The 25,765-nt window shown below is 46.9% G+C and carries 25 protein-coding genes and 1 riboswitch; of the genes, 9 read left to right on the top strand and 16 right to left on the bottom strand.

From position 1 onward, the window contains the following. Nucleotides 1–11: 11 nt before the first annotated feature. Nucleotides 12–638 (bottom strand): LysE family translocator, encoded by a 627-nt coding sequence (locus ACYP03_RS03235; protein ID WP_459778475.1) that lies wholly within the window; start codon nucleotides 636–638, stop codon nucleotides 12–14. A 378-nt stretch (nucleotides 639–1,016) separates the two neighbouring features. Between ACYP03_RS03235 and rpoS the strand changes: the two genes are divergently transcribed. Both rpoS and ACYP03_RS03225 read left to right on the top strand, forming a co-directional pair. After that, nucleotides 1,017–1,892: an RNA polymerase sigma factor RpoS gene (gene rpoS / locus ACYP03_RS03230; protein ID WP_248142351.1), complete on the top strand. Its 876-nt coding sequence runs from the start codon at nucleotides 1,017–1,019 to the stop codon at nucleotides 1,890–1,892. Between the two features lie 154 nt (nucleotides 1,893–2,046). Next, a complete protein-coding gene (locus tag ACYP03_RS03225; protein ID WP_248142349.1) occupies nucleotides 2,047–2,592 on the top strand; it encodes a DUF1439 domain-containing protein in 546 nt (181 codons plus the stop codon). A gap of 124 nt (nucleotides 2,593–2,716) precedes the next feature. Here ACYP03_RS03225 and chrA read toward each other — a convergent pair whose 3' ends face one another. Next, on the bottom strand, nucleotides 2,717–3,925 hold the full coding sequence (gene chrA / locus ACYP03_RS03220) for a chromate efflux transporter (RefSeq protein WP_459778474.1): 1,209 nt from the start codon (nucleotides 3,923–3,925) through the stop codon (nucleotides 2,717–2,719). Nucleotides 3,926–4,050: 125 nt separating this feature from the next. Between chrA and ACYP03_RS03215 the strand changes: the two genes are divergently transcribed. Together ACYP03_RS03215 and ACYP03_RS03210 are read left to right on the top strand one after the other, a co-directional pair. Continuing rightward, entirely contained in the window at nucleotides 4,051–4,962 is a 912-nt protein-coding gene (locus ACYP03_RS03215) for a LysR family transcriptional regulator (protein ID WP_459778472.1), read from the top strand. Nucleotides 4,963–5,093: 131 nt separating this feature from the next. After that, nucleotides 5,094–5,597, top strand: coding sequence for an OmpA family protein (locus ACYP03_RS03210; protein ID WP_330960034.1), 504 nt, complete (start codon nucleotides 5,094–5,096; stop codon nucleotides 5,595–5,597). 21 nt (nucleotides 5,598–5,618) lie between these two features. Here ACYP03_RS03210 and ACYP03_RS03205 read toward each other — a convergent pair whose 3' ends face one another. Then, nucleotides 5,619–6,740, bottom strand: a complete 1,122-nt coding sequence (locus ACYP03_RS03205; protein WP_459778471.1) for a 1-acyl-sn-glycerol-3-phosphate acyltransferase — start codon at nucleotides 6,738–6,740, stop codon at nucleotides 5,619–5,621. A gap of 192 nt (nucleotides 6,741–6,932) precedes the next feature. Here ACYP03_RS03205 and ACYP03_RS03200 point away from each other — a divergent pair, with 192 nt between their 5' ends. Further along, nucleotides 6,933–7,610 (top strand): AraC family ligand binding domain-containing protein, encoded by a 678-nt coding sequence (locus ACYP03_RS03200; protein ID WP_459778470.1) that lies wholly within the window; start codon nucleotides 6,933–6,935, stop codon nucleotides 7,608–7,610. 77 nt (nucleotides 7,611–7,687) lie between these two features. Here the strand turns inward: ACYP03_RS03200 and ACYP03_RS03195 are convergent, their stop codons facing one another. Together ACYP03_RS03195 and ACYP03_RS03190 are read right to left on the bottom strand one after the other, a co-directional pair. Next, on the bottom strand, nucleotides 7,688–8,113 hold the full coding sequence (locus ACYP03_RS03195) for a hypothetical protein (protein ID WP_459778469.1): 426 nt from the start codon (nucleotides 8,111–8,113) through the stop codon (nucleotides 7,688–7,690). A 187-nt stretch (nucleotides 8,114–8,300) separates the two neighbouring features. Further along, nucleotides 8,301–8,831 carry a nicotinate-nicotinamide nucleotide adenylyltransferase gene (locus tag ACYP03_RS03190; protein ID WP_330960038.1) on the bottom strand — a complete coding sequence of 177 codons (531 nt, stop codon included), beginning with the start codon at nucleotides 8,829–8,831 and terminating at the stop codon, nucleotides 8,301–8,303. A 182-nt stretch (nucleotides 8,832–9,013) separates the two neighbouring features. Between ACYP03_RS03190 and nadE the strand changes: the two genes are divergently transcribed. Then, nucleotides 9,014–9,853: an ammonia-dependent NAD(+) synthetase gene (gene nadE, locus ACYP03_RS03185; protein ID WP_459778466.1), complete on the top strand. Its 840-nt coding sequence runs from the start codon at nucleotides 9,014–9,016 to the stop codon at nucleotides 9,851–9,853. A 77-nt stretch (nucleotides 9,854–9,930) separates the two neighbouring features. Here the strand turns inward: nadE and ACYP03_RS03180 are convergent, their stop codons facing one another. From ACYP03_RS03180 to ACYP03_RS03140, 9 genes are all read right to left on the bottom strand, one after another. Beyond that, the gene (locus tag ACYP03_RS03180) at nucleotides 9,931–10,089 is read right to left on the bottom strand and encodes a YoaH family protein (protein ID WP_248142337.1); all 159 of its coding nucleotides are present in this window, start codon (nucleotides 10,087–10,089) and stop codon (nucleotides 9,931–9,933) included. 80 nt (nucleotides 10,090–10,169) lie between these two features. Continuing rightward, nucleotides 10,170–11,366: an NnrS family protein gene (locus tag ACYP03_RS03175; protein WP_459778465.1), complete on the bottom strand. Its 1,197-nt coding sequence runs from the start codon at nucleotides 11,364–11,366 to the stop codon at nucleotides 10,170–10,172. A 104-nt stretch (nucleotides 11,367–11,470) separates the two neighbouring features. After that, entirely contained in the window at nucleotides 11,471–12,334 is an 864-nt protein-coding gene (locus ACYP03_RS03170; protein WP_248142335.1) for a DUF2861 family protein, read from the bottom strand. Further along, on the bottom strand, nucleotides 12,331–12,999 hold the full coding sequence (locus ACYP03_RS03165) for a response regulator transcription factor (RefSeq protein WP_248142334.1): 669 nt from the start codon (nucleotides 12,997–12,999) through the stop codon (nucleotides 12,331–12,333). Before ACYP03_RS03165 ends, ACYP03_RS03170 begins: the two co-directional genes overlap by 4 nt. Further along, nucleotides 12,974–14,413: a sensor histidine kinase VxrA gene (gene vxrA / locus ACYP03_RS03160; RefSeq protein WP_248142333.1), complete on the bottom strand. Its 1,440-nt coding sequence runs from the start codon at nucleotides 14,411–14,413 to the stop codon at nucleotides 12,974–12,976. The genes ACYP03_RS03165 and vxrA overlap by 26 nt, the downstream gene beginning before the upstream one ends. A gap of 212 nt (nucleotides 14,414–14,625) precedes the next feature. Beyond that, a complete protein-coding gene (gene pntB, locus ACYP03_RS03155) occupies nucleotides 14,626–16,005 on the bottom strand; it encodes a Re/Si-specific NAD(P)(+) transhydrogenase subunit beta (protein ID WP_248142331.1) in 1,380 nt (459 codons plus the stop codon). A 14-nt stretch (nucleotides 16,006–16,019) separates the two neighbouring features. After that, nucleotides 16,020–17,558, bottom strand: coding sequence for a Re/Si-specific NAD(P)(+) transhydrogenase subunit alpha (gene pntA, locus ACYP03_RS03150; protein WP_248142328.1), 1,539 nt, complete (start codon nucleotides 17,556–17,558; stop codon nucleotides 16,020–16,022). A gap of 383 nt (nucleotides 17,559–17,941) precedes the next feature. Further along, nucleotides 17,942–18,223, bottom strand: a complete 282-nt coding sequence (locus ACYP03_RS03145) for an HlyU domain-containing protein (RefSeq protein WP_459778464.1) — start codon at nucleotides 18,221–18,223, stop codon at nucleotides 17,942–17,944. A 217-nt stretch (nucleotides 18,224–18,440) separates the two neighbouring features. Continuing rightward, on the bottom strand, nucleotides 18,441–18,632 hold the full coding sequence (locus ACYP03_RS03140; RefSeq protein ID WP_330960044.1) for a hypothetical protein: 192 nt from the start codon (nucleotides 18,630–18,632) through the stop codon (nucleotides 18,441–18,443). Nucleotides 18,633–19,152: 520 nt separating this feature from the next. On the opposite strand from ACYP03_RS03140, the gene ACYP03_RS03135 reads away from it, so the two are divergent. Further along, nucleotides 19,153–19,842 carry a hypothetical protein gene (locus ACYP03_RS03135; protein WP_459778462.1) on the top strand — a complete coding sequence of 230 codons (690 nt, stop codon included), beginning with the start codon at nucleotides 19,153–19,155 and terminating at the stop codon, nucleotides 19,840–19,842. A gap of 296 nt (nucleotides 19,843–20,138) precedes the next feature. Next, a riboswitch (FMN riboswitch) is annotated at nucleotides 20,139–20,349 on the top strand. A gap of 147 nt (nucleotides 20,350–20,496) precedes the next feature. Further along, on the top strand, nucleotides 20,497–21,186 hold the full coding sequence (ribB, locus tag ACYP03_RS03130) for a 3,4-dihydroxy-2-butanone-4-phosphate synthase (protein ID WP_459778460.1): 690 nt from the start codon (nucleotides 20,497–20,499) through the stop codon (nucleotides 21,184–21,186). Between the two features lie 275 nt (nucleotides 21,187–21,461). Here ribB and ACYP03_RS03125 read toward each other — a convergent pair whose 3' ends face one another. Together ACYP03_RS03125 and ACYP03_RS03120 are read right to left on the bottom strand one after the other, a co-directional pair. Further along, nucleotides 21,462–23,264, bottom strand: a complete 1,803-nt coding sequence (locus ACYP03_RS03125; RefSeq protein WP_459778459.1) for a bifunctional metallophosphatase/5'-nucleotidase — start codon at nucleotides 23,262–23,264, stop codon at nucleotides 21,462–21,464. Between the two features lie 185 nt (nucleotides 23,265–23,449). Continuing rightward, nucleotides 23,450–23,842, bottom strand: coding sequence for a VOC family protein (locus ACYP03_RS03120; protein ID WP_459778458.1), 393 nt, complete (start codon nucleotides 23,840–23,842; stop codon nucleotides 23,450–23,452). Between the two features lie 243 nt (nucleotides 23,843–24,085). On the opposite strand from ACYP03_RS03120, the gene ACYP03_RS03115 reads away from it, so the two are divergent. Continuing rightward, on the top strand, nucleotides 24,086–25,744 hold the full coding sequence (locus ACYP03_RS03115; protein WP_248142305.1) for a DUF2813 domain-containing protein: 1,659 nt from the start codon (nucleotides 24,086–24,088) through the stop codon (nucleotides 25,742–25,744). The last annotated feature ends 21 nt before the right edge of the window (nucleotides 25,745–25,765 follow it).

Genomic DNA, 25,765 nt, shown 5'->3' with positions numbered 1-25,765 from the left:
GTACTCTCCATTTATCGTTGAGTCATCGCGATCTTGGCACTCAGGGCGACCAGTAATCCGCCGGAAACACCTTCGATGGCTTTCGCATAACCTGTCATTTTCGGGTTACCAAATACAAAATTACCCAGCATGGCATACATCAGATTAATGACTGTGGCTAATACACTGAATACAACACCCAAAACCAGCAACTGTGTAGTGACATCACCCGCTGCGACATCAACGAACTGCGGCAAGAAAGAGAGAAAAAACAGCGCGACTTTTGGGTTTAGAACACTGACGATGACACCCTGCTTGAAAACGTTTGATGTGTTTTCTAATGTTGATGAGTCAATGAGCTGACTTTTTCCCTTGATGCAGTTTCTGATTGATGAAATACCCAAGTAAAGAAGATAAGCGGCACCTAAATATTTCACGATACTGAATAAAAGAGCTGAATTCAGTATCAGCGCGGACAAACCCAGGACTGCCGCCATCGTATGTCCTAAATAGCCGACACCTAAACCCAGTGCTGCCTGAATGCCAGATCGCATTTTTCCGCGCATTGTATTGGATACAATATAAATAACATCAGGCCCCGGCACTAAGTTAAGGCTTATTGATGCAAATGAAAATAATAACAATGTTTGCAATTCCATTTGTCCCTCACAACTGTTCAGACTATTGTTTGATAAACAAGTGTTTCATTTGTAATGGTGCATGACCTCAAAATTAAATGGTCAAATTCTTTTAAATATCTGAACTATAAAGCATCATTTGCTATAAAAAATCAACCTCAAAGTAGCTCATGCCGAATGTTGGATGATACATAAAAAATTCGAACCTCAAAAAATATTCCATATAAGAACAAAGGTGTGACTTTTCTGCCCCCCTAATAACAAATAAATATACCTTTCAGGCAACTTTGTGCTTCCTGTGAATAGCTTGTGAACCGTCTGTGTGTTAGTGTTTTATGGTACTGCAATAAAAACACCAAAATTAGTAAGCTTGCTCTAACCTTGTAGAGGGGACCAGATATGGATGTCAATACACAGGAATTAAGTAGCTTTGATACCGATGTGATTCATTTGTATTTGCAGGAGATTTCTCACAAATCTTTATTATCTAAAGAAGAGGAAATTCATTACAGCCGAAAGAGTTTAGCGGGTGACCCACAGGCCAAATCAGTCATGATTGAAAGTAACCTGCGTTTGGTTGTCAGCATTGCAAAAAAATATCGTGGCAGCACCATGCAATTGAGCGATTTAATTGATGAAGGAAATATCGGTTTGATTACCGCAGTAGAAAAGTTTGATCCGGAAAGAGGGTTCCGTTTCTCAACTTATGCGACGTGGTGGATTAAACAGACAATTGAACGAGCAATTCACAATCAAGCCAGAACAATTCGCCTGCCTGTGCATGTTTCAAAAGAAATTAACACCATATTGCGAACGCACAAGCAGTTGATGAAAAACAGCAATCAAGAGCCGACACACGAACAGGTTGCTGAAAAAATGCAAAAAACTGTTGAAGAAATTTCGGAAGTGCTGTCTTACGACACCCCTGTCGTTTCTATCGATCAATCTTTATCGGACGACAGCAATTCCAATTCGATCGCATCTTTTATAGCTGACACCAACATTACATCGCCAGATACCTCTCTTGATCAATCTGATATTCATGCACTGGCAGTTACCATGCTGAAAACGCTGAATGAAAGAGACAGAGAGATTCTGTGTCGCCGTTTTGGGTTACTTGGTTATGAAGCACAAACCCTTCAGGAGGTCGCTGAAGAAGTCGGGCTCACACGAGAACGAATTCGTCAGCTGCAAGTCAGTTCTCTGAACAAGCTGAAGAATGCACTTCAGCGCGAAAATTACAGCCTTGAAGTGTTGTTTTCTGAAACCGCTTAAGATTGTATCTGTCTGAAGTAAAAGCCTGACCATCTGTCAGGCTTTTTTAATTGGTCATTTTTAACACGATGCTGACATGCTAACTGCTTGGCAGGCTTTAGTATCTTCACCATAATTGGGGTTATCCCTTTCACAGCGAAGCAGTATTGAGATCATGATTTTTAGAAAACTGTGTTTTATCACATCTGTCATCTTTTTGACGTCATGCGCCAGTTACAGCATTACGGAACAAGATGTTCAGGGCTATCTGGATAAGCAAGCAAAAGTAGAGCAAAAAGTTAATGTGGGCAGCTTTGTCCAGGCACATGTCCTTTTCAACGATATCAAAGTGGGGATTGGCCGTGCCGCATCGGATCGCATCAATCTTGAAGCCAAATCTAAAGCAGATATCAGTATCAAAGGTCAGCCTCAGCAAAAAGTCGCAATCAATGTTAACTTTAGTGCAATCCCCTACTACGACAAAAGCGAAGGCGCAGTCTATCTGAACAATCTGAAGGTTGAATCGCTGGATATCTCACCAAATACTTTAGGGCCGTTTGCCAGCAGTCAGGTGCTTTCACCATTGATTGAGATTGTTGGGCAATATCTGCTTAAAATCCCAGTTTATAAGCTTCAGGAAGAAGATTTTAAACAATCACTTCTGAAGACCGCTCGTCCGGAGCTGAAAATCAAAAATCACGCTTTAATCATTCAGATCTGAGTAGACTTAGCTGAAAGAGGTCTCTGAAACAATTCTGTTCTCAGGACTTCTTTCTTTTTTCTCTTATCATATAAAGTTATAGTGCGTTAAGGCGAAAAGCAACGCACCGTGCGCTGCTGATATTCTACGACATTGCACTGACAAACACAGACCCAATCAGTAATAAAGCCAATAGCCAAACCGGCATATTACGAAACTTCAGTAAATAAAAGCCGCTGCAAACTACAATCACATCCCAGAGACTGTTGATTGATGTTGAGAGCACAGGGTCAATCCAGGCACCAATTAAGAGCCCGACAACAGCAGCAGTAATCGTTTTGATGGAGAGCTGTAACCGCTGATACTGTAAAAGCCGTTGCCAGGCCGGAAGAAATGCAAACAATAACAGGCTACCCGGCAAAAAAATGGCAATTGTGGCCAGCACACTTCCCCATAATGGCGTTTCAGGCATTGACGCAGCACCAAGAAAACTAGCCATGGTAAACATGGGTCCGGGCACGAGCTGTGCCGAAGCATAAGCGCTGATAAAGGTATCTGCATCAATCCAATGCTGAACCAAAGGTTCGAGTAACGGCAGTACTACATGCCCGCCACCAAAGACAAAACTCCCCGCCTGATAAAAGCTGTTGAAGATATCCCAGGCTTTGGCATACCCACTCAGCAATGGTAACCCGATGAGCATCACAACAAACATCATCAGCGGGAGCCAGTTCAGCCTCATCATTTCATTTCCTGCATGCTGAACCATCCGCTTCACGGGCGTTTTGAACGAAAGTACATAACCCAGACACGCAGCAATCAGAATCGGCAATAATTGACCACTTAATCCTGAAGAAAAAAAGACACTGACTGCAGTGCAGACAGTAATGACAAACATCAGTACATTCGTCAGATTTTTCCTGACCATCCCCAGCAAAGCATCTGCAACCACAATCACGGCCAGGAGTTTTGCTGCCTGAATGACGTGATATACCCATGCCGCCTGCGTGTTTTGACTGTCAAGAATTGCAAGAACGGTCAGCAAAATGGCTGATGGCAATGTAAACCCCATGAATGCCGCAACAGCACCCCAGTAGCCGGCCTTTCTGAACCCGATCAACATGCCAAGCTGACTGCTCGCTGGTCCGGGTAAAAATTGGCATAAAGCCATCGCCTGAGAAAAGTCACTATCATTCAGCCACTGTTTCTGCTGAACAAATGTTCGTTGAAAGTAACCCATATGGGCTGCAGGCCCGCCAAAACTACCCAGGCCTAAAACCAGGAAAGACCAAAACACCTGCAAAACGGGTTCTAGTGATGAATAGCACTTTTTAATCACTGAATCTCTGATCATAGCTACCGAAATACACCTTGATTGATTACACTAGAAAACAATGTAAAGCGCGATACACGCCCTTTACCGTAAAAATGACAATTCTATGTCTGATGTATGTATGAAATATTTCAGGTAATTCCTTCATGCTGGAAAATTTGCAACAAATGGTGATCCTGGCTTCAGTCAGTCATGAGCAGAACTTTACCCGGGCCGCAGAACACCTGGGTATTTCCAAATCCCAGGTCAGTAAACAGATTCGCTTTCTGGAAGAAAGATTAGGTTGTCAGCTGGTTCAACGCAGCACACGCACCGTGGCACTGACTGACATCGGCCTACAATATGCTGAATTTGGGCAACAACTTCTGGATACAGTCAAAGAAGCCGAAGCCATGGTGGCAGGATACCGGAATGAAATAAAAGGTGTGTTGCGTATCGGTGTCGCGCAGTCATTCGGAAACACCAATATCACCCCTGCGATGGTGGCTTTCCAGCGTGAAAATCCGGAGCTTGAACTGGAGATCAGTCTCTTCGATCACCGCCCCAACCTGCTCGAGGAAGGTTTTGATTGCTGGCTGGCAATACACGAACATCCTCCTGAAGGCATGGTTGCGAAAAAGCTGGTTGACTGTGAATTTATGGTTGTCGCCTCTCCTGACTATATTGCCCGGTACGGTCAACCCACCTCACCGGCTGATCTCAGGAAACATAACTGTATTACCTATGAAAGCCGTGAGCGAAAATATGTTCAGTGGGAGTTCGCCAGAGAAGGCGTGAAAGAGTCAGTTCGCGTTACCGGCAGTTACCGAATCAACAATGCGCCCGCTGTTTTGGAAGCAACCAAAGCCGGCGCCGGCATTGCTTATCTGGCCACTTACCTCATTCATGATGAACTGAAAACACAGCAGCTGGTTCAGCTGTTACCTGAATGGAAACCCGAGTTGGCATTACCCATGTATGCGGTTTACCCCAGACATAAGTATCTTGCACCTAAGGTGCGTGCATTTATTGACTTTATGGCTGAGTGGATGAACACCCATCCATTTCAGCCAGACTGACACCGAAAAATTTCGTCTTAGAACTGCAGTTGAGGAACCGGGCGGACTGTTCTACACCTATAAGAAGTTCAGACAGGTGCCCGGTCATGTTACTTAACTTCAGACACATTTCAGGAAACTCTCCATATTTCATGATGTTGTCCGCAGTCCTCTTTTTTTCTGGTTGCGCAACACAGGAAGAAAAGACGCCTGCTGTCACCACTTCAGCCCCCTCAGCAGAAGTTCAAACGACAGAACCACCGCCGGCCCCAAAAGTCATTCTGACGGAAATCCCGGAAGTTCGGGAAACAGTCTACTTTGACCCTGGCAGTTTTGAATTATCACAACAGGAACAGTTGAAAATTGACCCGATTGCTGTTCGTCTCAGACGACACCCGGACAGCAATGTGATTGTGATTGGACACAGTTCTGAAAGCGATAATGAAGAAGATAATATGGCCCTGTCTTACGAACGGGCCTTCAGTGTCGCAATCTATATTGCTTCAGTGTATGGCATTGAAGAAGAACGAATCCAGGTGGTTGCACAAGGACAAGGTGACCCGGTCACTTCTGGTTCGAACAGCCGGGTCGAATTGATCTCACCAGAAACTGTGGTCAGAACTTTAGAAACATCCACAGATGACAAAGAGTTCTGAACCACACTCCTGTGATATATATCAGTCAGATGAGCACTGATTTTTCTTGCGCGCCGGAAAGGCATACATTTGCTTCATAATCTCGGCAACACTGTCGGGTTGTGCGGCCAGCTTTGCTGCAAATTTCGCTTTTTCATCTTCAGTGACTGATGCATCATCCATATCAGCTGCAATCAGATTTGCAGGGAAAAGATGATAGATGTTGGTGATCTGACGGTCAATTTCATCCGCCAATGCTTCCGGTGATTCAAAAGGTTCCGTAATAACATCACCAAAGCTGACATGTACCCGACGCTTTTCACCAACAATCCCCTGCACAATGCTTTCGATGTCTTCGAACTCACCTTTCTCATAAGTACCGGTGGTACGCTTCGCATCCAGCTCTACCGCTTTGGCTAGGTCACACGGGTCGTTTTCATAAGAAATCGCAACAGGCACAATGTGCAGCTGAGACATAAATTCCGCAAACGACTGCTTACGCTTGCGGCCTTCCATATAGAACATCTTCAGCAACGCAGGATCTGTCTTATCATTGCCATCCTTTGCACGCCCTTCTTTTTGAGCAATCCAGATGGAGTGACCCGTTTCAATCGAGTGGGTAATGTAGTCTGACAACAATCCCAGAGCTCTCATCATCTCACGCGGCGCTTTTGCGGAGCGTTTGACAATGAAACTTTTATTCAGACGCATCAGCTCAGTTGCACAAGGCTTTTTCAGCAGATTATCACCAATGGCAATACGAACCGTATTCATCCCGTTATGGTACAGGCACCAGTTCACCATGGCCGGGTCCATCGCAATGTCTCGATGGTTAGAAATAAAAAGATAGGCTTTATTCGGGTCAAGCTTATCCAGACCAGAATGTGTGACACCGTCACAGGAATGTTCAATGGTCGCAGCCATATACTTCGCCACTTGCAACTGCACGTCTTCAACAGACTTCACGCTGGACCACTTACGAACAAGAAAACGCTTGATCAACGGACGTAACAGCCAGCCGAACACACCGGAAAGCTGCCGGAAACGGTAATTCAGGATAGCATTGATGAATTCATCGTCATTGATTAAACGCTGAATCGCCCCACTGACTTCTTCATCATTGTAAGGACGGATGTCTTGATAAATATCGTTCTCTGTTTGCACTATTTTGCTTCGTCTAGTTTAAAACCGCGCTATTCTACGCAGATTTGTTGATTTACCCAATGATCGGCCACAAACACTCTAATGGTTGGAGGTCTGACCAATCAATCATTTTCTTTTCCGGCAAAGTTATCTGATCTTGACCCTTCGGATAAAACCGAACACTATGTGCGGGCTTTAATTCAGAGGAACACCATGAACCAGGCTATTGAATACTCTCAGGTTGAACAGGCATTTCTCCATGTCGGTTCCCGCAGGAAAAACATCACCGCATACCTTATTGTCGTCCGTCAGGGCATTGCTCTTGTCCGTCTTGGTCAACATGAGTACACATTGACCGCAGGGACAGGCTTTTGGGTTCCGTTTGAATGCCTGCACGCACTCACGGTTTTGCCTGGATGTCACTATGACAAAGTTCAATTCTCTGCCAGATTGCACCAGCCACTCTGCGGACAAGCCGGCTTTATCCGTCTCAGTCCGCTTCTGCTGGCGTTGCTGGATGAACTCCGCCGCGCACATGTTTCTCCTCAGAGCAATGATAGCCCTGAAAATCGTTTATTAGCGGTTGTTGCTGATCAGGCTGCTCTGTTCAAGCCGACCACCGAGCGACTGTGCCCGGCTTTGCCAGCAAAACTGCAATCTGTCCTCAGCGAGCTGCTTGAGGGACAAACCACAACGTCCTCAGAGCAATTAGCTTCCGTCGAAACGATACTTGGCATCAGTACCAGTGAACTGACAGCTTGCTTACTTATTCGGGAAGCACAGAAACTTTCTCGCTCAGGCAGAAAAGCCGAACAGATCGCTCAAGATCTGAAGTGCCAATTAGACCATCTTCAGACGCTAGCCCAAACCCTGACAGGCCGGGAATTCTGAAATTTTTGCTCAATACCGCGCTAAAAAAAGACCCAGTTGCCTGTTTCAGACAACCGGGTCTTTATTCTCTGTCAGTTTTACTGAATAGGAATCTCGATCTGAAGCATCACACCATCCTTTTCGTCTTCATGCCACATGTAGTCCAGACGATATTTGGTGGACTGACTGTCATTTGAACCCAGCCCTACGCTCATCAATACACCATGTTTCCTGACCCATTCTTTCGCGTCTTCAAAGGTCAGGATATCCAGATCCTCATACTTTTTTGGCAGCCACAAACCCACCCCGTAAAAAGTTGAAGATGTATTTTCTTTGATCAGCGGCTCGCCTGATTGCGATTGCCAGTTATCCCAGAAAGAGCTTTCTTTTACATCATGTTCTGCGTTCCAGTGAACACTGCTTTCACCTGTCTCAAACTGTTGCGTTGACGTCGCAGCGCCTTGTCCTGCATCCAGTGGTTGTACACAGGTCGACAAATAGGCGCCTCGCTCGTCTTCTGACATCGACTTCAGCTGATTTTGACTATAAAAATGACAAGGCAAAGCATTTGCTGAAAACGAAAATGACCACAACCCAATATGCAAAAGAGCGAAGTGAAATTTTCGAATATAAGCACTCACAAATGACCCTTAATGATAGTTGCCATACCCATGAACCAGAGGCGACCTAAACACTGCGATTGTTTTATTTTCAGCCAGAATTCTGAGCATAATATTGCTCTTGTGCGATTATTCTAACGACACCGGGCGTCGTTAAATGTGAAATTGACCCATTTTTGACAATATTATCACGAATAGTCGTACTTCTGATTGGAACCGTTTCCGGGCAAGCCAATATCTGCCATTTCATCAGAATATCATTCGCCCTGTAAAACTTTGAAAAATTGAGGAAATTATCAGGACCAACGACAAAGGTCAGTTCTGAATCCGGATATTTTACCTGTAATGATTCAAGCACATCGTAAGTCGTTACGACCTGATCATTTTTTGCAATTTCTTCTTCAATACGACAAAGAGACAAATTAGGCAGCTTTAAGTCAGCAATAAAAGCATCAATGAGTTTGCAACGGGATTCATATTTTAGCATGACTTTTCCCCAGGCATGAGAATAACTGGGTAATAATAAAACCAAATCAAAATGCGATAATCGTTCCAGAACAGATTTGTGTCCCAGACTTGGTGGATTAAACGCGCTGCCAAACACAGCGATTTTATTTGTCATGCATCTATCGCCTCACTACCGCGCAGAATAATATGAAAAATACCATTTTCTTTATCATTCAGCATTGATCCAACTACAGAGTTATCGCATGATTTTATAAAAGGTTTAATACAATTTTACGCTAAAGCCACGATTCGGTGTCAAATGCCCAGAAAATGGCCAAAGTGAAGAGGATTCAAGTCATGGAACAACTGATCCGCGCAGAAATGCAGGTTCTCCCAATCATTAATGCGGAGTTTGAAGTTCAGCGCCGCGTTGCCTTCATCCAGAAGAAACTGAAGCAAGCAAACTGCAAATCCCTGGTACTGGGAATCAGCGGCGGTGTTGACTCCACAACTTGTGGGCGTCTTGCGCAACTTGCGGTAAACGGACTGAATCAAGAAGCGCAGTCTTCAGATTATCAGTTTATTGCCGTACGCCTGCCTTATGGTGAACAACATGATGAAGATGAAGCGCAGCTGGCACTACAGTTTATCCAGCCCTCGCATTCAGTCTCAGTCAATATCAAAAACGGCGTTGATGGCACACATGCCGCTACGCTGGATGCTCTGGCCCATACAGATCTGATCCCTCAGGATGAAGGCAAAGTCGACTTCGTCAAAGGGAATGTCAAAGCACGTACCCGCATGATTGCGCAGTATGAAATTGCCGGCCTTGTTGGCGGTCTGGTGCTGGGAACCGACCATTCTGCTGAAAACATTACGGGGTTTTACACCAAATGGGGTGATGGTGCATGTGACCTTGCCCCCCTCTTTGGCTTAAGTAAACGTCAGGTTCGCCAGATTGCAGATTATCTGGGCGCACCACACGAACTCGTGCACAAAGTTCCGACGGCAGATTTAGAATGTCTGACGCCGCAGAAAGCCGACGAAGATGCACTCCAGCTGAGCTATGACGAAATTGATGATTTCCTCGAAGGAAAAGCAGTCAGCGATTCGGTCAAAGAAAAATTAACCGGTATTTATCGCGCAACCCAGCATAAGCGACAGCCCATTCCGACGATCTACGACGACGCAGAATAACGGCAACTCTCAAACATTCAAAAAGGGGCTTTGCGATCATGCAAAGCCCCTTTTCTATAAACACAGTTCCAGGCAGATTAACTTTCTTTGCTTTCGCTTTTTTCCTGGCGGATCTGCTCAGCAACTAATCTAATCGCTTCGCCGCTGCTCATACCTGTTGCCATCAGCTCATGAATTTTCTCTGCTGCTTTTTGCTGCTCTGCATGAGACAGAGAAACAGACGAGTCACCAAACATAACGGGTCCTGTACATCAATCTGAAAGGGAGGCCATTCTAACGACTCTTCCGAAGTGTGTCACTTTCAATTCATTCATGCCTACCCTGGGTGCCCATCCGGACGCGCGCGCGTTAAAATCGGCCAGAAGACCACGGCAAAAATCCCGAAAGAAAGCGCCCACAATAATGCTGATAAAACATAAGCCTGCATAGTGAGCGATGGAAAGAACGCAATCAGTAAAGTTCTGACACACAGTGCAAACACCAAAGCAACAAATGCCAGCTGTATCCATTTTCCAGTCTGCAAGATTCGACCTGTATGCCCTAAGGAGACACGCGCTATCATCGCCAGCACCATACAACCAATACCACCCACCGTCAGTACATGTACTGCGATACTGTAACTGACTGATTGCGGCATCAATTGCGACAAGCCTATCAGCAATACGCCCAGTATTGTGGCGTAAAAAGCCAGATGTAACATCCAGAGCAAAGGAATTCTGACAGTTTTCAGACTGCGCCACCGCAAAATACGCGGAATTTGCGCCAATGCTGAAACCACACACAGCCAGCCGAACCAAGATGAAGGCAACTCAGGGTTTATCACCACAGCCGCAAGAAAAACCAGCCACATAGGCCAAAGTGCAAGATGTTCACACCATGGAATACGTGTAATCGGCTCTGTTTGCGTTCCTCTAGCCGTGAAAAACGGAATCACTCTCCCTCCCATCACAGACATCAGTACCGCAATTAACAGAACGATTTGCAATGCAATGCCTCTTAGCCCAACCGTTCCCCAGCCCAGGGTGACACCATGCATGCGAATATTCAAAAATAGCAGCATACACAGAAGCGGCACAAAAAACAGGTTTCGCCACTGTCTTCTGACCATGATAGGAATTGAAAGATAGCAAAGGGCAAGGATGAGCCATGCCTGATCGATGATCATCCATGCGAAATGCGGTGAAGCAAGTAACAAAAGAAAACGTGCCGCAAGCCAGGCAAAAAAGATGGATGCCAGCTTCCATCCATTTACTCCGGGCACCCCTGTCCAGTTTTGAACGGCCGTCAAAAGAAATCCGACAATCATGGCGCCCGTAAAACCGATCAACATCTCATGAGCATGCCACCAAATAGGATGACCATACATCGGGAGTAACGCGTTACCAAACCAAAACAGCGCCCACAGTAACATTGCAACGACTGAAAACAGGCTGGCTGACAGAAAGAACGGCCGGAAGGCCAGACGAAAAAACGGGGGGATGCGAAGTGCTGAGGCTTTATCAACGATCTGCATACATCATCTCGGGTGACAGCAAAACGTCAATCGTATCATGTGCGCCAAATTCAGGTTTGATTCAGCACAAAAAACCAGGACTCATTCGTCCTGGCTTTCAATGTTCAAAAATCCGGATAATCGACAGGTCGGGTGATTCGCTGAATATCCAGGATTGAAATATCGCCCTGCCAGCGGCTCTCGACCAGACCAACACTCAGCCAATATCGACCATCAGGTACATCAATCGCCGGCAAGCTGGTCGGCAATTTCCCATCCACATCCTGAGTCCAGATAGGAGTCCAGTTTGTATCATTTAAATCAAACAGACTCATAGACAATACCGGGGACGGACAAGTTGTATTCGGCAGCACTTCCCGCTCGATTCGCCAGTTTTTACTGTCTTTCCAGCCAATCTTTTGTTTGGGATCAGGCTTGGTCAATATGACCCAGGAACTCCAGCGCCTGTCGTTGTCTGCTGAGATTGTCAGTTGATACAACCCCGCGGATAGCGGTTCATCTAAACGACGTGATTCAGATACAAACAGTCCGCTTTCCGAAATTGTCGGATTCGGGAGCTGAAAGTCGCTGTTCGGCCAGCGGGAAAAGGTAACGCTCAGTTGCTTTTCCCGGGTAATACCGGTAATCGACAGTCTCAGCAAAACCTGATTCAGGTTCTGTATGACTTCACGGCGAATCGCAACTTTCGACAACCACTCCGGCAAACTCCTTTGTTTCAAACTGAAACCACAATCTTCTGTGATGGCAAGCTCCAGTAAGTCATTCAAATTCGCCTGCTGTTCATCCGTCGGGTTTTGCTGCCATGCCTGGACCATGGTGTCGAAACTGGCCGCCGTATTTCCCTCCAGCAATCGCTGATGGGCAACGGTATACAGGTCCTTTCCCACAAACCACTTTGCAGAAGCCTGAGGGGCGATCAACATCCAGGCGACCACCCCTAAGACAGGAGAAACCCACAACGACTTCATTCTTGCGGCGCTTTCATCCGGTAGCCGACCCCGCGCAGCGTCTCGATTTCGATGCCTGGCAGCTTTTGACGGAGCTGCAGAATGTGGGTGTCGACAGTTCGCGTTGTCGGGTAATGGTTGTATCCCCAGACCTGATCCAATAATTCATCGCGGGTGAACACTCGGCCGGAATGTTTCGCAAGGAAAACCAGCAGTTCAAACTCCGTTCGGGTCAGCGTGACTGACTCACCTTTCTGCTTCACTTCCCGGCTTTCAAGGTTGATCAGGGTTTCACCAATCGAAATAATATTCGCGTTTTGTGGCTCTGAGTCGCCATTACGCAGATGCACTCGAATCCGGGCTAACAGTTCTTCTTCTGCAAAAGGCTTGGTCAGGTAGTCTTTAGCACCAGAATCCAGGCCGATGACTTTATCATTCACAGAAACCATCGCCGTTAACAAAATAACCGGTACAGACTTCAGCTTTAACCAGTCTTCGAGGTAAGACAGAGAGTCACCTTCCGGTAACTGGCGATCCAGAACAACCAGATCAGCATTTGGCCATAGCGGTGCCACGTTGGTTGCACAGTCAGCGTACAGGCATTCATAGCCTGCTTCTTTCAAACATTCGAGCAAACCATCAGCAAGGTTGCGGTCATCTTCAACCAGTAGCAGAGTTTGATTCACACGGTATCTCCAAAATAAAAGTGGTTGGCGGACCTATCAGTTTCATCCGCCCGCCCATTCGACGGATCATCGATTCAACGATTGTCAGTCCTAATCCAAGGCCCTTTTCACTCACGAACGGCTTTCTCAGCCGGGCCCAATCCTTGCTACCTAAACTTCCCTGGTCTTTGACGATGACAATCAGCTTTCCATCTTTGAACGATGACGTTAATTCAATCGGTGCTTTTCCGTATTTTTGAGCATTGGACAGCAAGTTATCAATGCAGGTTCCAAGCCAGTACATATTGATGTTTACCGCACGGTCATCAGTAAGTGACAGCGTCACATCATAAGGTTCAGCAATAAAGTCAATCCATTCATTAAAAGACTCGAGATGCTGAACACTCAACTCCTGATGATTCGCCTGCAAGTAATCCTTACTGGCCTCAGCCAGTTGCCGCAAACGCCGTGAGTCTTCAGTTAATCGCCTGAACTCATCATATAGGGTTTCAGGCAAAGCATCAAAGTGACGACGGAATCCTTCCACCGTCATGCTCAGACTTGCGATGGGTGTTCGAAGCTCGTGAGTCAGAATTTGCAGAACCAGCATGCGCTCCTGCAATGCCCGACGACGGATTCGCCAGCGGTACATGACCCACCCCATCAGCAAGCCGATATTCACAACCAAAAGGCCTGCTAGAAGATAGGTAGTCAAATGAGATTTATCTTCTTCCTGCCAGCAGATATTACCGCTCTTGACCAGACAAAAATCAGTCGCGATCAGGCGGGTAAAGTGCAAATCATGCTGAGCTAGTGCATGAGCCCAGGTTGGTTGATCGTAAATAAAGTATTCGTTGCCATTGCGAATCCACAGCTCTCCATTGGAAACAAAAGCTTCCGCGCCGGCAATAAACACCCGAATTTCTTCACTGCTCATGCGCTGCAAGCGCCCAAGCACAGTATCTGTTGCAGCCAGTTCCCTTTCCTGAATATGAAGGTACGGCTCCAGTTCTTTTTGCCGGTTCGGAAATTTCTCCAGATAGCGGGCAGCATAACTCCCGCCACCGGGATGAATATACCCCGCCCGCACAAACCAGCCTCTGGGTAAAACCGTGTTGTTACACATCGCGCGTGTGAACACCACCGGGTGAGTCACCAAGGGGCTGACCGGCCATGGTCCTTTACAGGTTTCCATACTCTGGTAAAGGTGGCGCAGTGCAGCCAGCGGATACTTAGCCGATTGGGGTAAAAGACTGGATGGCAGCAATAAAGGTGTCGGATAACGGCTTTGTAACTGTCGAAAATCGTATGTCGCTAAGGGTTTACTGGATAGCAGCTCAGCACGGGCCGCTGCCATACGATCAGGCAAGCTTTCCGTCTCTGCACGAAGACAGCCAGTAAACAATAAAGAAATAATCAAGACATACTTTTTCATAGCGCGACAGTGTAACACTCACTTCACCCGGTTTGTCAGAAAATTGTCATGAGATCAGCTAACTATAAGGGCTTGGACAAAAATCGTCATGAATTTCGTTTATGACCATTTCGAAAAGTTAGGTTGGCCCCCCGGTGACCAGAGAGCCTCTTTGCCGCAGACATAAAAACGCCGCTCAGAGAGCGGCGTTTGTCATAAACGAACATCAGTTATTAAAGAAAGCGCGCAATATTTTCTACACTTTCTTTGGCATCCCCAAACAACATCTGTGTATTGTCTTTAAAGAACAGCGGGTTCTGAACACCTGCATAACCGGTATTCATTGAACGCTTGAATACAATCACATGCTTGGAATTCCATACTTCCAGCACGGGCATCCCTGCGATTGGACTGCCTGGATCTTCCATCGCCGCCGGGTTCACCGTGTCATTTGCACCAATAACCAATACCACATCTGTTTCCGGGAAATCGTCATTAATTTCATCCATTTCCAGGACGATGTCGTAAGGTACTTTGGCTTCAGCAAGTAAAACATTCATGTGGCCAGGCAGACGACCTGCGACCGGGTGAATACCAAAGCGAACATTGACACCTTTCGCACGGAGCTTTTCTGTAATCTCGTGGACAGGATACTGCGCCTGCGCTACAGCCATACCATACCCCGGCGTGATAATTACAGAGCGGGCATCTTTCAGCATTTCAGCCACTTCTTCGGCAGACGCTTCGTGATGTTCACCGACCTCTTCATCACCTGAAGACACAGCACCATCAGTACCAAATCCACCTGCAATCACACTGATAAACGAGCGGTTCATTGCCTTACACATGATGTATGACAGAATCGCACCAGAAGAACCAACCAGCGCACCCGTCACGATCAACAGATCATTTGCCAGCATGAAACCCGCTGCCGCAGCTGCCCATCCGGAATATGAGTTCAGCATGGAAACAACAACTGGCATATCAGCCCCACCAATGGATGCCACCAGGTGGTAACCAAAAGCAAACGCGATCAGCGTCACCAGAATCAGTGGAAAAATGGATGGATCCGGGTCAACAAAAACAATCAGTAAAAAGACAGAGACCAGAACAGCAGCCAGATTCAGTTTATGCCGGTGCGGCAACATCAGCGGTTTGGATGACATGGTGCCACGCAACTTACCGAATGCGACGACAGAGCCGGTAAAGGTTACGGCACCGATAAACACACCCAGGAAGATTTCAACCAGATGAATGTTTTGCATGGCGCCCGATAATGGCTCGCCGTGATCGAGAAAAGTATTAAAGCCAACTAAGACCGCAGCCATCCCCACGAAACTGTGAAGAATCGCGACCAGCTCAGGCATCTGTGTCATTTCAACTTTCTTGGCATAATGAATACCAATCGCACCACCGATAATCATCGCCAGAATAATCCAGCCTGTACCGGCAGATTCCGGACCGAAAATGGTCGCAATCAGTGCGATGGCCATCCCGACCATCCCAAAATAGTTACCAGACCTAGCGGATTCCTGCTTGGATAAGCCCGCCAACGACAAAATAAAAAGGACAGCAGCAACAATGTAGGCCGCTTGTACAATTCCTGCAGACATTGGTGACAACTCCCTTACTTATCTTTACGGAACATTTCAAGCATCCGCTTGGTGACTGTAAAACCACCAAAGATATTGATACTTGCAATGAGAACAGCAATAAAGGCAAGGAAAGACACGGCGCCAATTCCCTGACCAATTTGCAACAGCGCACCGACAATGATGATGCCGGAAATAGCATTCGTGACCGACATCAATGGCGTATGCAGCGCATGCGTGACATTCCAGACCACGTAGTATCCAACCACGCACGCCAGAACAAAGACCGTAAAGTGAGAAAGGAATTCAGCCGGAGCAGCGTTCGCGACCCAGCCGAACAGTAAAATCCCTACAGCCATCAAGCCATACTTCTTCGCTGGCGCCATGGGCGCTTTTTCAGCTTTGACAACTGGCTGAACGGCTTTCGTTTCTTGCTGCGGTACAGCGGAGACTTTAATCGGTGGCGCTGGCCAGGTCACTTCACCGGCTTTCACAACAGTCAGGCCCCGAAGCACTTCATCATCAAAATCGATATTGATGTTTCCGTCCTTCTCTTTACACAGCAACTTCATCAGATTCACTAAGTTTGTTGCGTAAAGTTGGGAGGACTGGTTGGGTAAACGGCTGACCATATCTGTGTAACCGATAATTTTCACACCATTTGGCGTTGTAACAACTTTATCAGCCTCGGTATAAGCACAGTTACCACCATTTGCAGCAGCAAGGTCAACGATCACACTGCCCGGTTTCATGGAGTCAACCATTTCCTGAGTGATCAAACGCGGGGCGGGACGGCCCGGAATCAGTGCCGTTGTGATGATAATATCTACATCTCTCGCCTGCTCAGCATATAAACGTTCTGCAGCACGGTTAAATTCGTCAGACATTTCTTTGGCATAACCATCGCCGGTGCTGGTATCTTCCTTAAAATCGACTTCAAGGAACTCAGCGCCCATCGATTCAACCTGCTCTTTTACTTCAGGACGAACATCGAACGCACGAACAATAGCACCCAGGCTACCGGCTGCACCAATGGCTGCCAGGCCAGCAACACCAGCGCCTGCCACCAGAACTTTTGCCGGCGGAACTTTACCTGCAGCAGTAATCTGGCCGGTAAAGAAGCGACCAAATTCATGGGCAGCTTCAACGACAGCACGATAACCAGCAATATTGGCCATAGAACTCAGTGCGTCGAGCGCCTGAGCACGTGAGATACGCGGCACTGAATCCATTGCCATGACATTGATATTTTTACTGGAGAGTTTCTCCATCAATTCAGGATTCTGGGCCGGCCAGATAAAGCTGACCAGACTGGCTCCGTCTTTGAGGCGATCAATTTCATCAAAAGTTGGGGCATTCACTTTGAAAATCAGATCTGATTGCCAGACCTCATCCGCAGAGACAACACTGGCACCAGCGGCCTCAAATGCGGCATCATCAAAACTCGCATGTATACCAGCATCGTGTTCTACTGCGACACTGAATCCCATTTTCAACAGCTGCTCAACCGTTTTCGGCGTCGCAGCAACTCGCGTTTCATTCGCGAGGCTTTCTTTAGGCACACCTATCTGCATCGTTATTCCCTGAACAGTAGCAAAATTGTACACATTTCGTTTCCAGTGCTTCACAACACTGCCTGAAGCGAAAGGAACAAATACAACACTCTTTAATTTGAGACTAAAAAACGGATGTGATTCGCTTCCGTTGAAGTGAATGACATCAATGACTCACGGGCAGAACTACAGTTCTGAGCTGATCTTCAGATTCCGACAAAATGACCGAAGCTTCATTGATCAGCATCACCACTATCTACCGTTTTCTCCCAACAAATACCCGGGGCTAACCACTGGTTTCACCTTAATGGCTGAAACTGTGGCCCGGCAACCCCTGAAAAAGTGCCGGCCTCTAAAGCTGGTTGTCACGTGTTGCCATCACTCCTTTTTGACAACACGATTGCTTACCGGAACATGGCCTCACCAGTCTGATCGATGAACATTTTGGCTTTATTCAACATCAAAGACTTTGCATCTTCTTTACTCGCGAGTAAATCCGAACGAATAAAAGAATGCGTCTTCAATTCACCATCACATTCTTTGCAAATCCGACCCGCAATACGAAACTGACCACCTTCAGCACTTGGCTCAGGATAAATCAAATATCCCTTGTATTCTTCCGGTGTGTCTTCAACGGGCTGCGACTGAATGGGTTGCTTTCCAAAGAGTTTTGACCAAAAACCCACGAAGATACTCCTCTTCGATTGAATGCATGACACTATCATGCCATATGCTTCTGTAAAATAAACCCAACCAGATGAAAATCTGATAACAATGATGAAAATGTTCTAACTCAGAGAGATAGATGCGGTTTTACGTAAGTTTTCAGATAAGAAAAATTCAGCATAAAAAAACGCCGACCCTAGGTCGGCGCTTCAGATGTTCTCTTCAGGACATTCTAACTTAACGAATCAGACCAATGTCTTTTTGTAAGTGAACCGGAAGCTGAGAAACCTGATAGGTCTTCACAGAGTCCTGACGAGGGAATAAAACGTCCAGCGCGTGTGCAATCAATCCTTTGATATTCAGCGAATAGGCTTTTTTATCCATTGCGTCCTGAGTTGCGATGGTATTGTAGTGCATTGCCTGTGCCATGATTGCCTCTCAAAAATTTGGTTAGTTGTTGTTCTACAGGGCAAATACTAACCGCTTGATTTTTGAACTGAAAATGACATTTCTTCCCACAATGGATAAGAAAAACTAATCTGTTAACAAAAGGTTTCAAGCTCTGAAATGGTAAAAAATAAATACGCTCAGGGAGTGAATAATCTGTCGCAAAATGGTATCTATTTATGCCTATTTAGCGTATTGCACGTGATTCACCAAAGCCAAAATCACATTACATTAACAATAAAAAGGTTTGAACATGTTAGCCCTGCTTGCGAGACACTCATCAATCTTATTAATCCTTGCAGCCTTCACAGGATTTATCTTTCCGGATATTTCTTCTGCCATATTCCCCTTCCTTCCTTATATTCTTTTCTTTCTGATGCTATTTACGTTAATTGGAATAAAACAAGGCGCTCTCATCAGATTATTATTTCAAATCAGGACTTGGTTATACGCGTTTTATCATGCAGCTTTACTCTCAATCTTCACTGCCGCCACAGCGTACATGCTGGGTGCTTCAGACACCTTGATTCTTGCGATCACTGCAGTTGCAGCGACAGGTTCTTTGTTTGCCACACCAGCCATTGCCCGTTCAGTCGGATTAGATGTCATGGCAGCCATGGCCATGACAATTGCCACCACCCTGTTGATGCCAGTGGTTCTGTACATGAACCTGGTCCTGTTCCAGCAAGATAGCTTTCAACTGGATTTACTCAGTTACTTTCAGCGTCTGATGATCTTTATCTTTGGTCCGATGCTGTTATCGGCCCTGAGTCATCGCTATATCCCGAACCAGATTCTGAAACGTGCCCACAGCAAAATAGCTCAGGTGACAATTCTGCTGGTCCCTGCATTCCCGCTGGGGCTGGTTGCAGATTTCCGTGATCTTTTTGATCACTCATGGCAACAGGGGTTGATTTACTTTGGTTACGGGATGGCCATTTGCGTTGTATTTTTTGTGACAGGCTTTCTTTTATTTATGCGACGAAGCCTGCAAGACGGCCTGTTAGCAGGGATTACTTCTGCAAACCGAAATGTGCTTTTAACATTTACCGTAGCCGGATCAGCCCTTGGACCCGATTATCTGCCTCTCATTGGCGCTCTGCAATTGCCTATCTATACCATGCCGTTAGTCGTGAAATGGCTGGGGAACAGTTTATTCTCCGGATCATGGAGCCAGTCATCCGCTGCATAATCATCATGTTCTCTAACAGGCTGTGTATCATCAGCACGGCCTGAAAGCCTCTAAAACCCTTTCAGCAACACGACAATGAATCTTGAACTGGCAATGTATTCGCTCCGATAATCACTCAAGAACCTGCCAATGTCAGATCCGGTCATAGATCTGAATTATCATGTCTGCTTATTTCCCCGACGAAAAACCGTTCGCTTTTCAAGCAAATCATCCATAAATCATGTCGTTAAGATCATGAATCGCTCAGAATGTGAGACTTGTCTTGCTCTATGGTGAGAAACTTCATTATTATCAGCAGGTATTCTCAGGGCGGGGTGAAATTCCCCACCGGCGGTAACTGTTGAAAACAGCAACTCATAACACACTGTTTTCACGGAAGCCCGCGAGCGCTTCATCGCTGTCACACTTTGGTGTGGATGAAGGTCAGCAGATCTGGTGTAACCATGCATCCTGAACGTATGGTGAGTCCAGAGCCGACGGTTATAGTCCGGATGGAAGAGGATCAGCGGGGATTTTCTCTTGCTTTTACAACAGATCAGCGAGTCTGTGACTTGCCTGATCGTGCTTTTCTGTAAAGCTATTTCAGCCTTGGCTGAAACGCTGTCTTGTTGCGCCCTGATTCTGGTAACGAAAAATCATGTTGGAGTTAATACCATGAATCAGTCTTTACTTTCCCCTTTCGGTTCCGCTTTTGAGCGGGTTGAAGCCGGTATTCAGGCCATTCGGGAAGGCCGTGGTGTCCTGGTCGTCGACGATGAAGATCGTGAAAACGAAGGTGATATTATCTTTGCTGCCGACACACTCACCGCTGAGCAAATGGCACTGATGATTCGCGAATGTTCCGGTATCATTTGTCTCTGCCTGACCCAGGAACGGGTTGATCAGCTTGAATTACCGATGATGGTTAAAAATAACACCAGTGCAAACCAGACTGGTTTTACCGTCACTATTGAAGCTGCAGAAGGCGTCACCACCGGAGTCTCCGCAGCAGATCGCGTCACCACGATCAAAGCCGCTATCGCAGAAAATGCAAAACCGGGAGACTTGAACAGACCCGGCCATGTGTTTCCCCTGAAAGCCAATTCCGAAGGCGTACTGGGACGCCGGGGCCATACAGAAGCAACCATTGACCTGATGCGTCTGGCCGGACGTCAGCCATTTGGCGTACTTTGCGAGCTGACCAATCCAGACGGTACGATGGCCCGTTTACCCGAGGTCATTACCTTTGGGCAGAAGCATCAAATGCCGGTGTTAACTATCGAAGACTTGGCCGCTTACAGGCTGGCACAACTGGCGGAGTATCACGAAATTGAAGAAGTGAGTTCTGAGACTACTTGCGCCTGATCACTGAATCAACAAAACAGAGACCGTGACCTACGGTCTCTGTTTATATCCCGCTGACTGGCATCCAGTACATCAGTGCGCTCCAGGCCACCACCCAAACCCCAATCAAAAACGCATCCATCCAATCACGATTCATCACTACCCCCTGACTAACTGACTTATCAAGAAGAAGTCGACGGAATAGCCGGAGGCATTAAAAATTGATTAGGATTTCACCTTCTGCCATAAAAAAGCCTGACTCAATCGCCAGGCTGAATGAATGACGCACGAATGAATTAAGCCGCGCCTTGTTCCTGTTCATGAGCTTCACACTCGCAAGGAATATAAGTGATGAGATCGTTCTGAGGTGCAGAGAGAACCTGTTGTTCCCGCGCATAACTTTCAAAGGCTTCTGCCATCGTGCAGTCCAGTGAAACCGGCGCCATTTCACAATCCAGCAACGCTTGATAACCTTCTTTTCCTGTCGCGGTGTAACCGGAAGAAACTGAGGTATACACTTCATCATCCCGAAGCGGTTGCCACTGGCCATTTTTGAAGAACTCCAGCGCTTCAATTCGCTGTCCTTTCAGCTGACAACAGCGATACGTGAAACGTAAAAATGCGGTATACGGGAAACTGCCGGTTCCGGTACCTTCTACGCCATTATCCACGGCATTATCAATGGCACCTTCCAGCGCTTCCCGTACCTTGACCCCTTTCACCTGATAAACCATCAGACCAATCGCAAAAGGAAGTAACCGGCCTGCAATATCAGCAGATGAGATCGGCCCCGGATTGAGTGACGTTCTCACCCCACCAGCATTGTGAATCCCAAAATCAACATCATATCCCGCAAGACGTCCCTGGCGAACAAAGCTTTCTACCACCAAAGGGGCAATCGCGCTGCCGCCGTGACTGTCCGGTACACGAACATGACGCAGCGTTTCAGTGATATCCGCGACATGATTCGTCTGACGCTCGCGAACAGCTGGCCGGTAATCCAGATTCAGAATATTTTCGATCACCGGATCTTTGGCGCACATACTGATGTTGGTTTGTTCTTTCAGATAGTTTTTGACCGCTTCATGACAGTCCGGGTCCAAATGCTCATTCCGGGTTGCATCCAGCGTGAACTGGCGTCCCAGCAACAGCTGATTACCGCCACTGACCTGCTCAACGGTACCATCAGCAGCAAAATCTATATGTATCTGACCCAGCGCGAGTGCGTGGCACCCTGCCTGAACAACACAAGTACCATTCACCTGAATTGCGTACTGATCCGTTTCGCCGTAACCGATATTGGTGAAATCACCCTGCATGGTATGGGTATGACCGCCGATAATGACGCCCAGACCATCAATCTGCGCTGCCAACTCCAAATCCCGTTCGTATCCCAGGTGGCTGAGCAGAACAATTTTATTGATTCCTTTCTCACGCAAAGCAGCAATCGTATTTTCTGCCACTTGTACCACTGAACGGAAAGAGGTATCCGGATCCGGATTGGCGATTTTATCCATGTTTTCGATCGTCAGACCAAAAAGCGCAACCGGCTCACCCTGCACCTCTTTGACGATATATCGTGCACAGCCAGTGATGTTATCGTATGCATACAGATTGGACTTGTCGCGCAACGGGTTCCGCTTTGTCTGATCTTCCTGACTGAGATCCCAGTTACCGGCCATCATCGGAAAGTTCACCTGATCCAGAAAATCTGCCACCAGCGAATTGCCCATATCCAGCTCATGATTCCCCAGAGCCATGGCTTCAACCCCAACAGCATTCAGTAACCGGGCATTCGCCTGTCCTTTAAACAAAGAAAAGTACAAGGTTCCCTGGAAACAATCACCGGCGTGAACAAACATAAATTCACGCCCGTTCAGGTAAGCATATTTTCTGGCTTCTTTTACCGCCGTAGATACCCGCGCAAAACCACCGCAGCTGGCGTACACCGTTGTCTTCCCGTGGCTGGCACTTTCTGTCAGAGAATGAGGATGAATGACATGCTCAGGTAATGTCAGCAGCACCGCAGAAGGTTCAAAGTGGGAATGTGTATCGTTGATATGAGCAATGGTAATTTGAGCTTTATTGTTTTGGGTCATACAGGCTTGGTGTTCTCCATGAATGTTGCAGTCGGATATGATTGTTATCACATAATCCTTAGAATCATACAGCAAAGGTTACGAAGAAGGGGATGAATATCTCATCTGTCATGAAAATATCATCATTTACTCTGGCAGAATACACAAAAGGCAGCGGATATGCTGCCTTTTGAATCCCGGCACAATTATTGATAATGTCCGTGGCGCTGAAGCACTTCAATCTTATAACCGTCCGGATCCAGGACAAAAAAGAAACGTGCAATTAACTGTCCGTCCCGGGAGAACTCTTTGATATCTAATGGTGCATACCCCAGTGCTTTGAATTTTTCATGCTCTGCATCCAGATCATCGACAGCGACTGCAATATGACCATAACCACTGCCATGGGTGTAAGACTCTGCCCCTTTATTCCACGTCAGTTCCAGTTCCATATCGTTTTCATCATTTCTCAGGTAGACCAGACTGAAGTCATCAAAGTCCAGACGAGAAGAAATGTCTAAATCCAGTGCCTGCTTATAAAAAGCCAGCGATTTCTCCAGGTCGTGTACACGCACCATGGTGTGAATAATTTTTGCCATCAGCCAACTCCTGATTATCCGGCACTTGTGCCCGTGTTTAAGTCTTGTAAATACAAAGCCATTGCCCGTGCTTTCATATCTGGCGGACTATAACAATCCGGGCAAGACATCACAAGTTGCATCATACTTTTATCATTCGTTATAAAAATCAACGGGTTCAGACAATTTTGTGACCATCTCCATGCACACATTGGCCGCGAATGCTATAGGCTTAGAAGAGAAGAAGAAAATGGCTGGTGAATTATGCATTTAAGCAGAATTGAAATTTCGGGTTTCAGAGGCATCAGACGCTTGTCTCTGACGCTGAATGAACTGACCGTGCTCATTGGTGAAAACACCTGGGGTAAATCGTCGCTGCTGGATGCGCTCAGTATTGCGCTGTCTCCTGACGGCAAATTCCATAACTTCAATTTCTCAGATTTTCACGCAGACTATTCTCTGGGCCACACCAAAGTCTCTCAACTTCAGATCATTCTCAATTGGGTGGAAGATTATCCGGGTGAGCATAAAGCCAGAAGATACAAAGCCTTTGAGCCCGTCTGGGTTAACCTCGGGAAAGAAAACAAACAGCTTTACTACCAAATCAGCAGTGAGCGTGAAGAAGACAAAGTCACTACAGAGCGCAACTTCCTGAATACAAGCGGTGACATTATCCCGTGTAAAGAAACGCAAAAGCTCGTCAAACAGCTCATGGTACTCCATCCGATTGTACGTATGAGAGACGCAAGACAGATGCGGATGGACTGGAATGAGAAGCCGGATGAAAACAATCAGGAGCTGAAAAACGATATTAATATGCGCGTTGAACGACGGCTGGATAATACCTGTCGTCGCTTGTTGACCCGGCCCGGTTATGTCAGCGGGGATGAAATCAAAAGCAGCATCCGGGCATTACGGACGCTGGTAGAACATTACTTTGCATTCACACCGCACCACAAGGTTTCCCGTTCCGAGCATATTCACTTGCCCGAACATAACCAGTACTCCCCCAACCCATTGGAAATGCTTGCCCGTCCTGAAATGACCAAGCAAAACAAACTGGTTCTGATGGGGCTGATAAATGCCTATATCCGTGCCCGTGGTCCGGTTGAACTGAAACGGATCTCCCGTCCCATTATGGTACTGGAAGATCCGGAAGGTCGTCTTCATCCGATTATTCTGCACCAGGCCTGGGCATTTGTCGCAAACATGCCCATGCAGAAAATACTGACGACCAACAGTCCGGAGCTGGCTTCTGTCGTACCGCTTCACAGTATTAAAAAACTCAACCGGGAACCGGACAGAACCCGGGTCTACAGCCTGGACAAACACAGCCTGAGCCGTGATGAGCTGCGCCGGGTTGGTTTTCATGTCCGGTTACACCGTCCTGCGGCGCTCTATGCCCGCGCCTGGCTGTTGGTCGAAGGTGAAACGGAAGTCTGGCTGTTGAATGAATTCGCTTATCGTTGCGGTTATAACTTTGCTTCTGAAGGGGTGCAGGTTATCGAATTCGCCCAAAGCGGTTTAAGGCCTATCATCAAGATTGCCAAACTGATGGGCATCGAATGGCATGTAATTACCGACGGAGATGCCGCCGGGAAAAAATATGCAGAAACGGTCCGCCATATGCTGGGCAGTGAATCTGACAAACACCGGCTGACCATGCTCCCTGATCTGGATATTGAGCATTATCTGTTTAACCACGGTTACGAGCCCTTGTTCCGGAGACTGGCCCGTGTCTCTGCCGATTATCCGGCACCACCGAAGAAAATTATTCAGAAAGCCCTGAAACATCATGCGAAGCCGGATGTCGCGCTGGCCATGGTTGAATTTACAGACAGCAGTGAAATCGACCATATACCGACCCTGCTCAGATGGCTGCTGAAACGTATGGTTGCCCTGGCCCGGGCCGCAACGTCGTAACACGAAGCACCACCAGTGACG

Source organism: Photobacterium sp. R1 (genome assembly GCF_054600795.1).
Note: the sequence above shows the minus strand (reverse complement) of the source record. Positions and strands in the feature narration are given on the sequence as shown.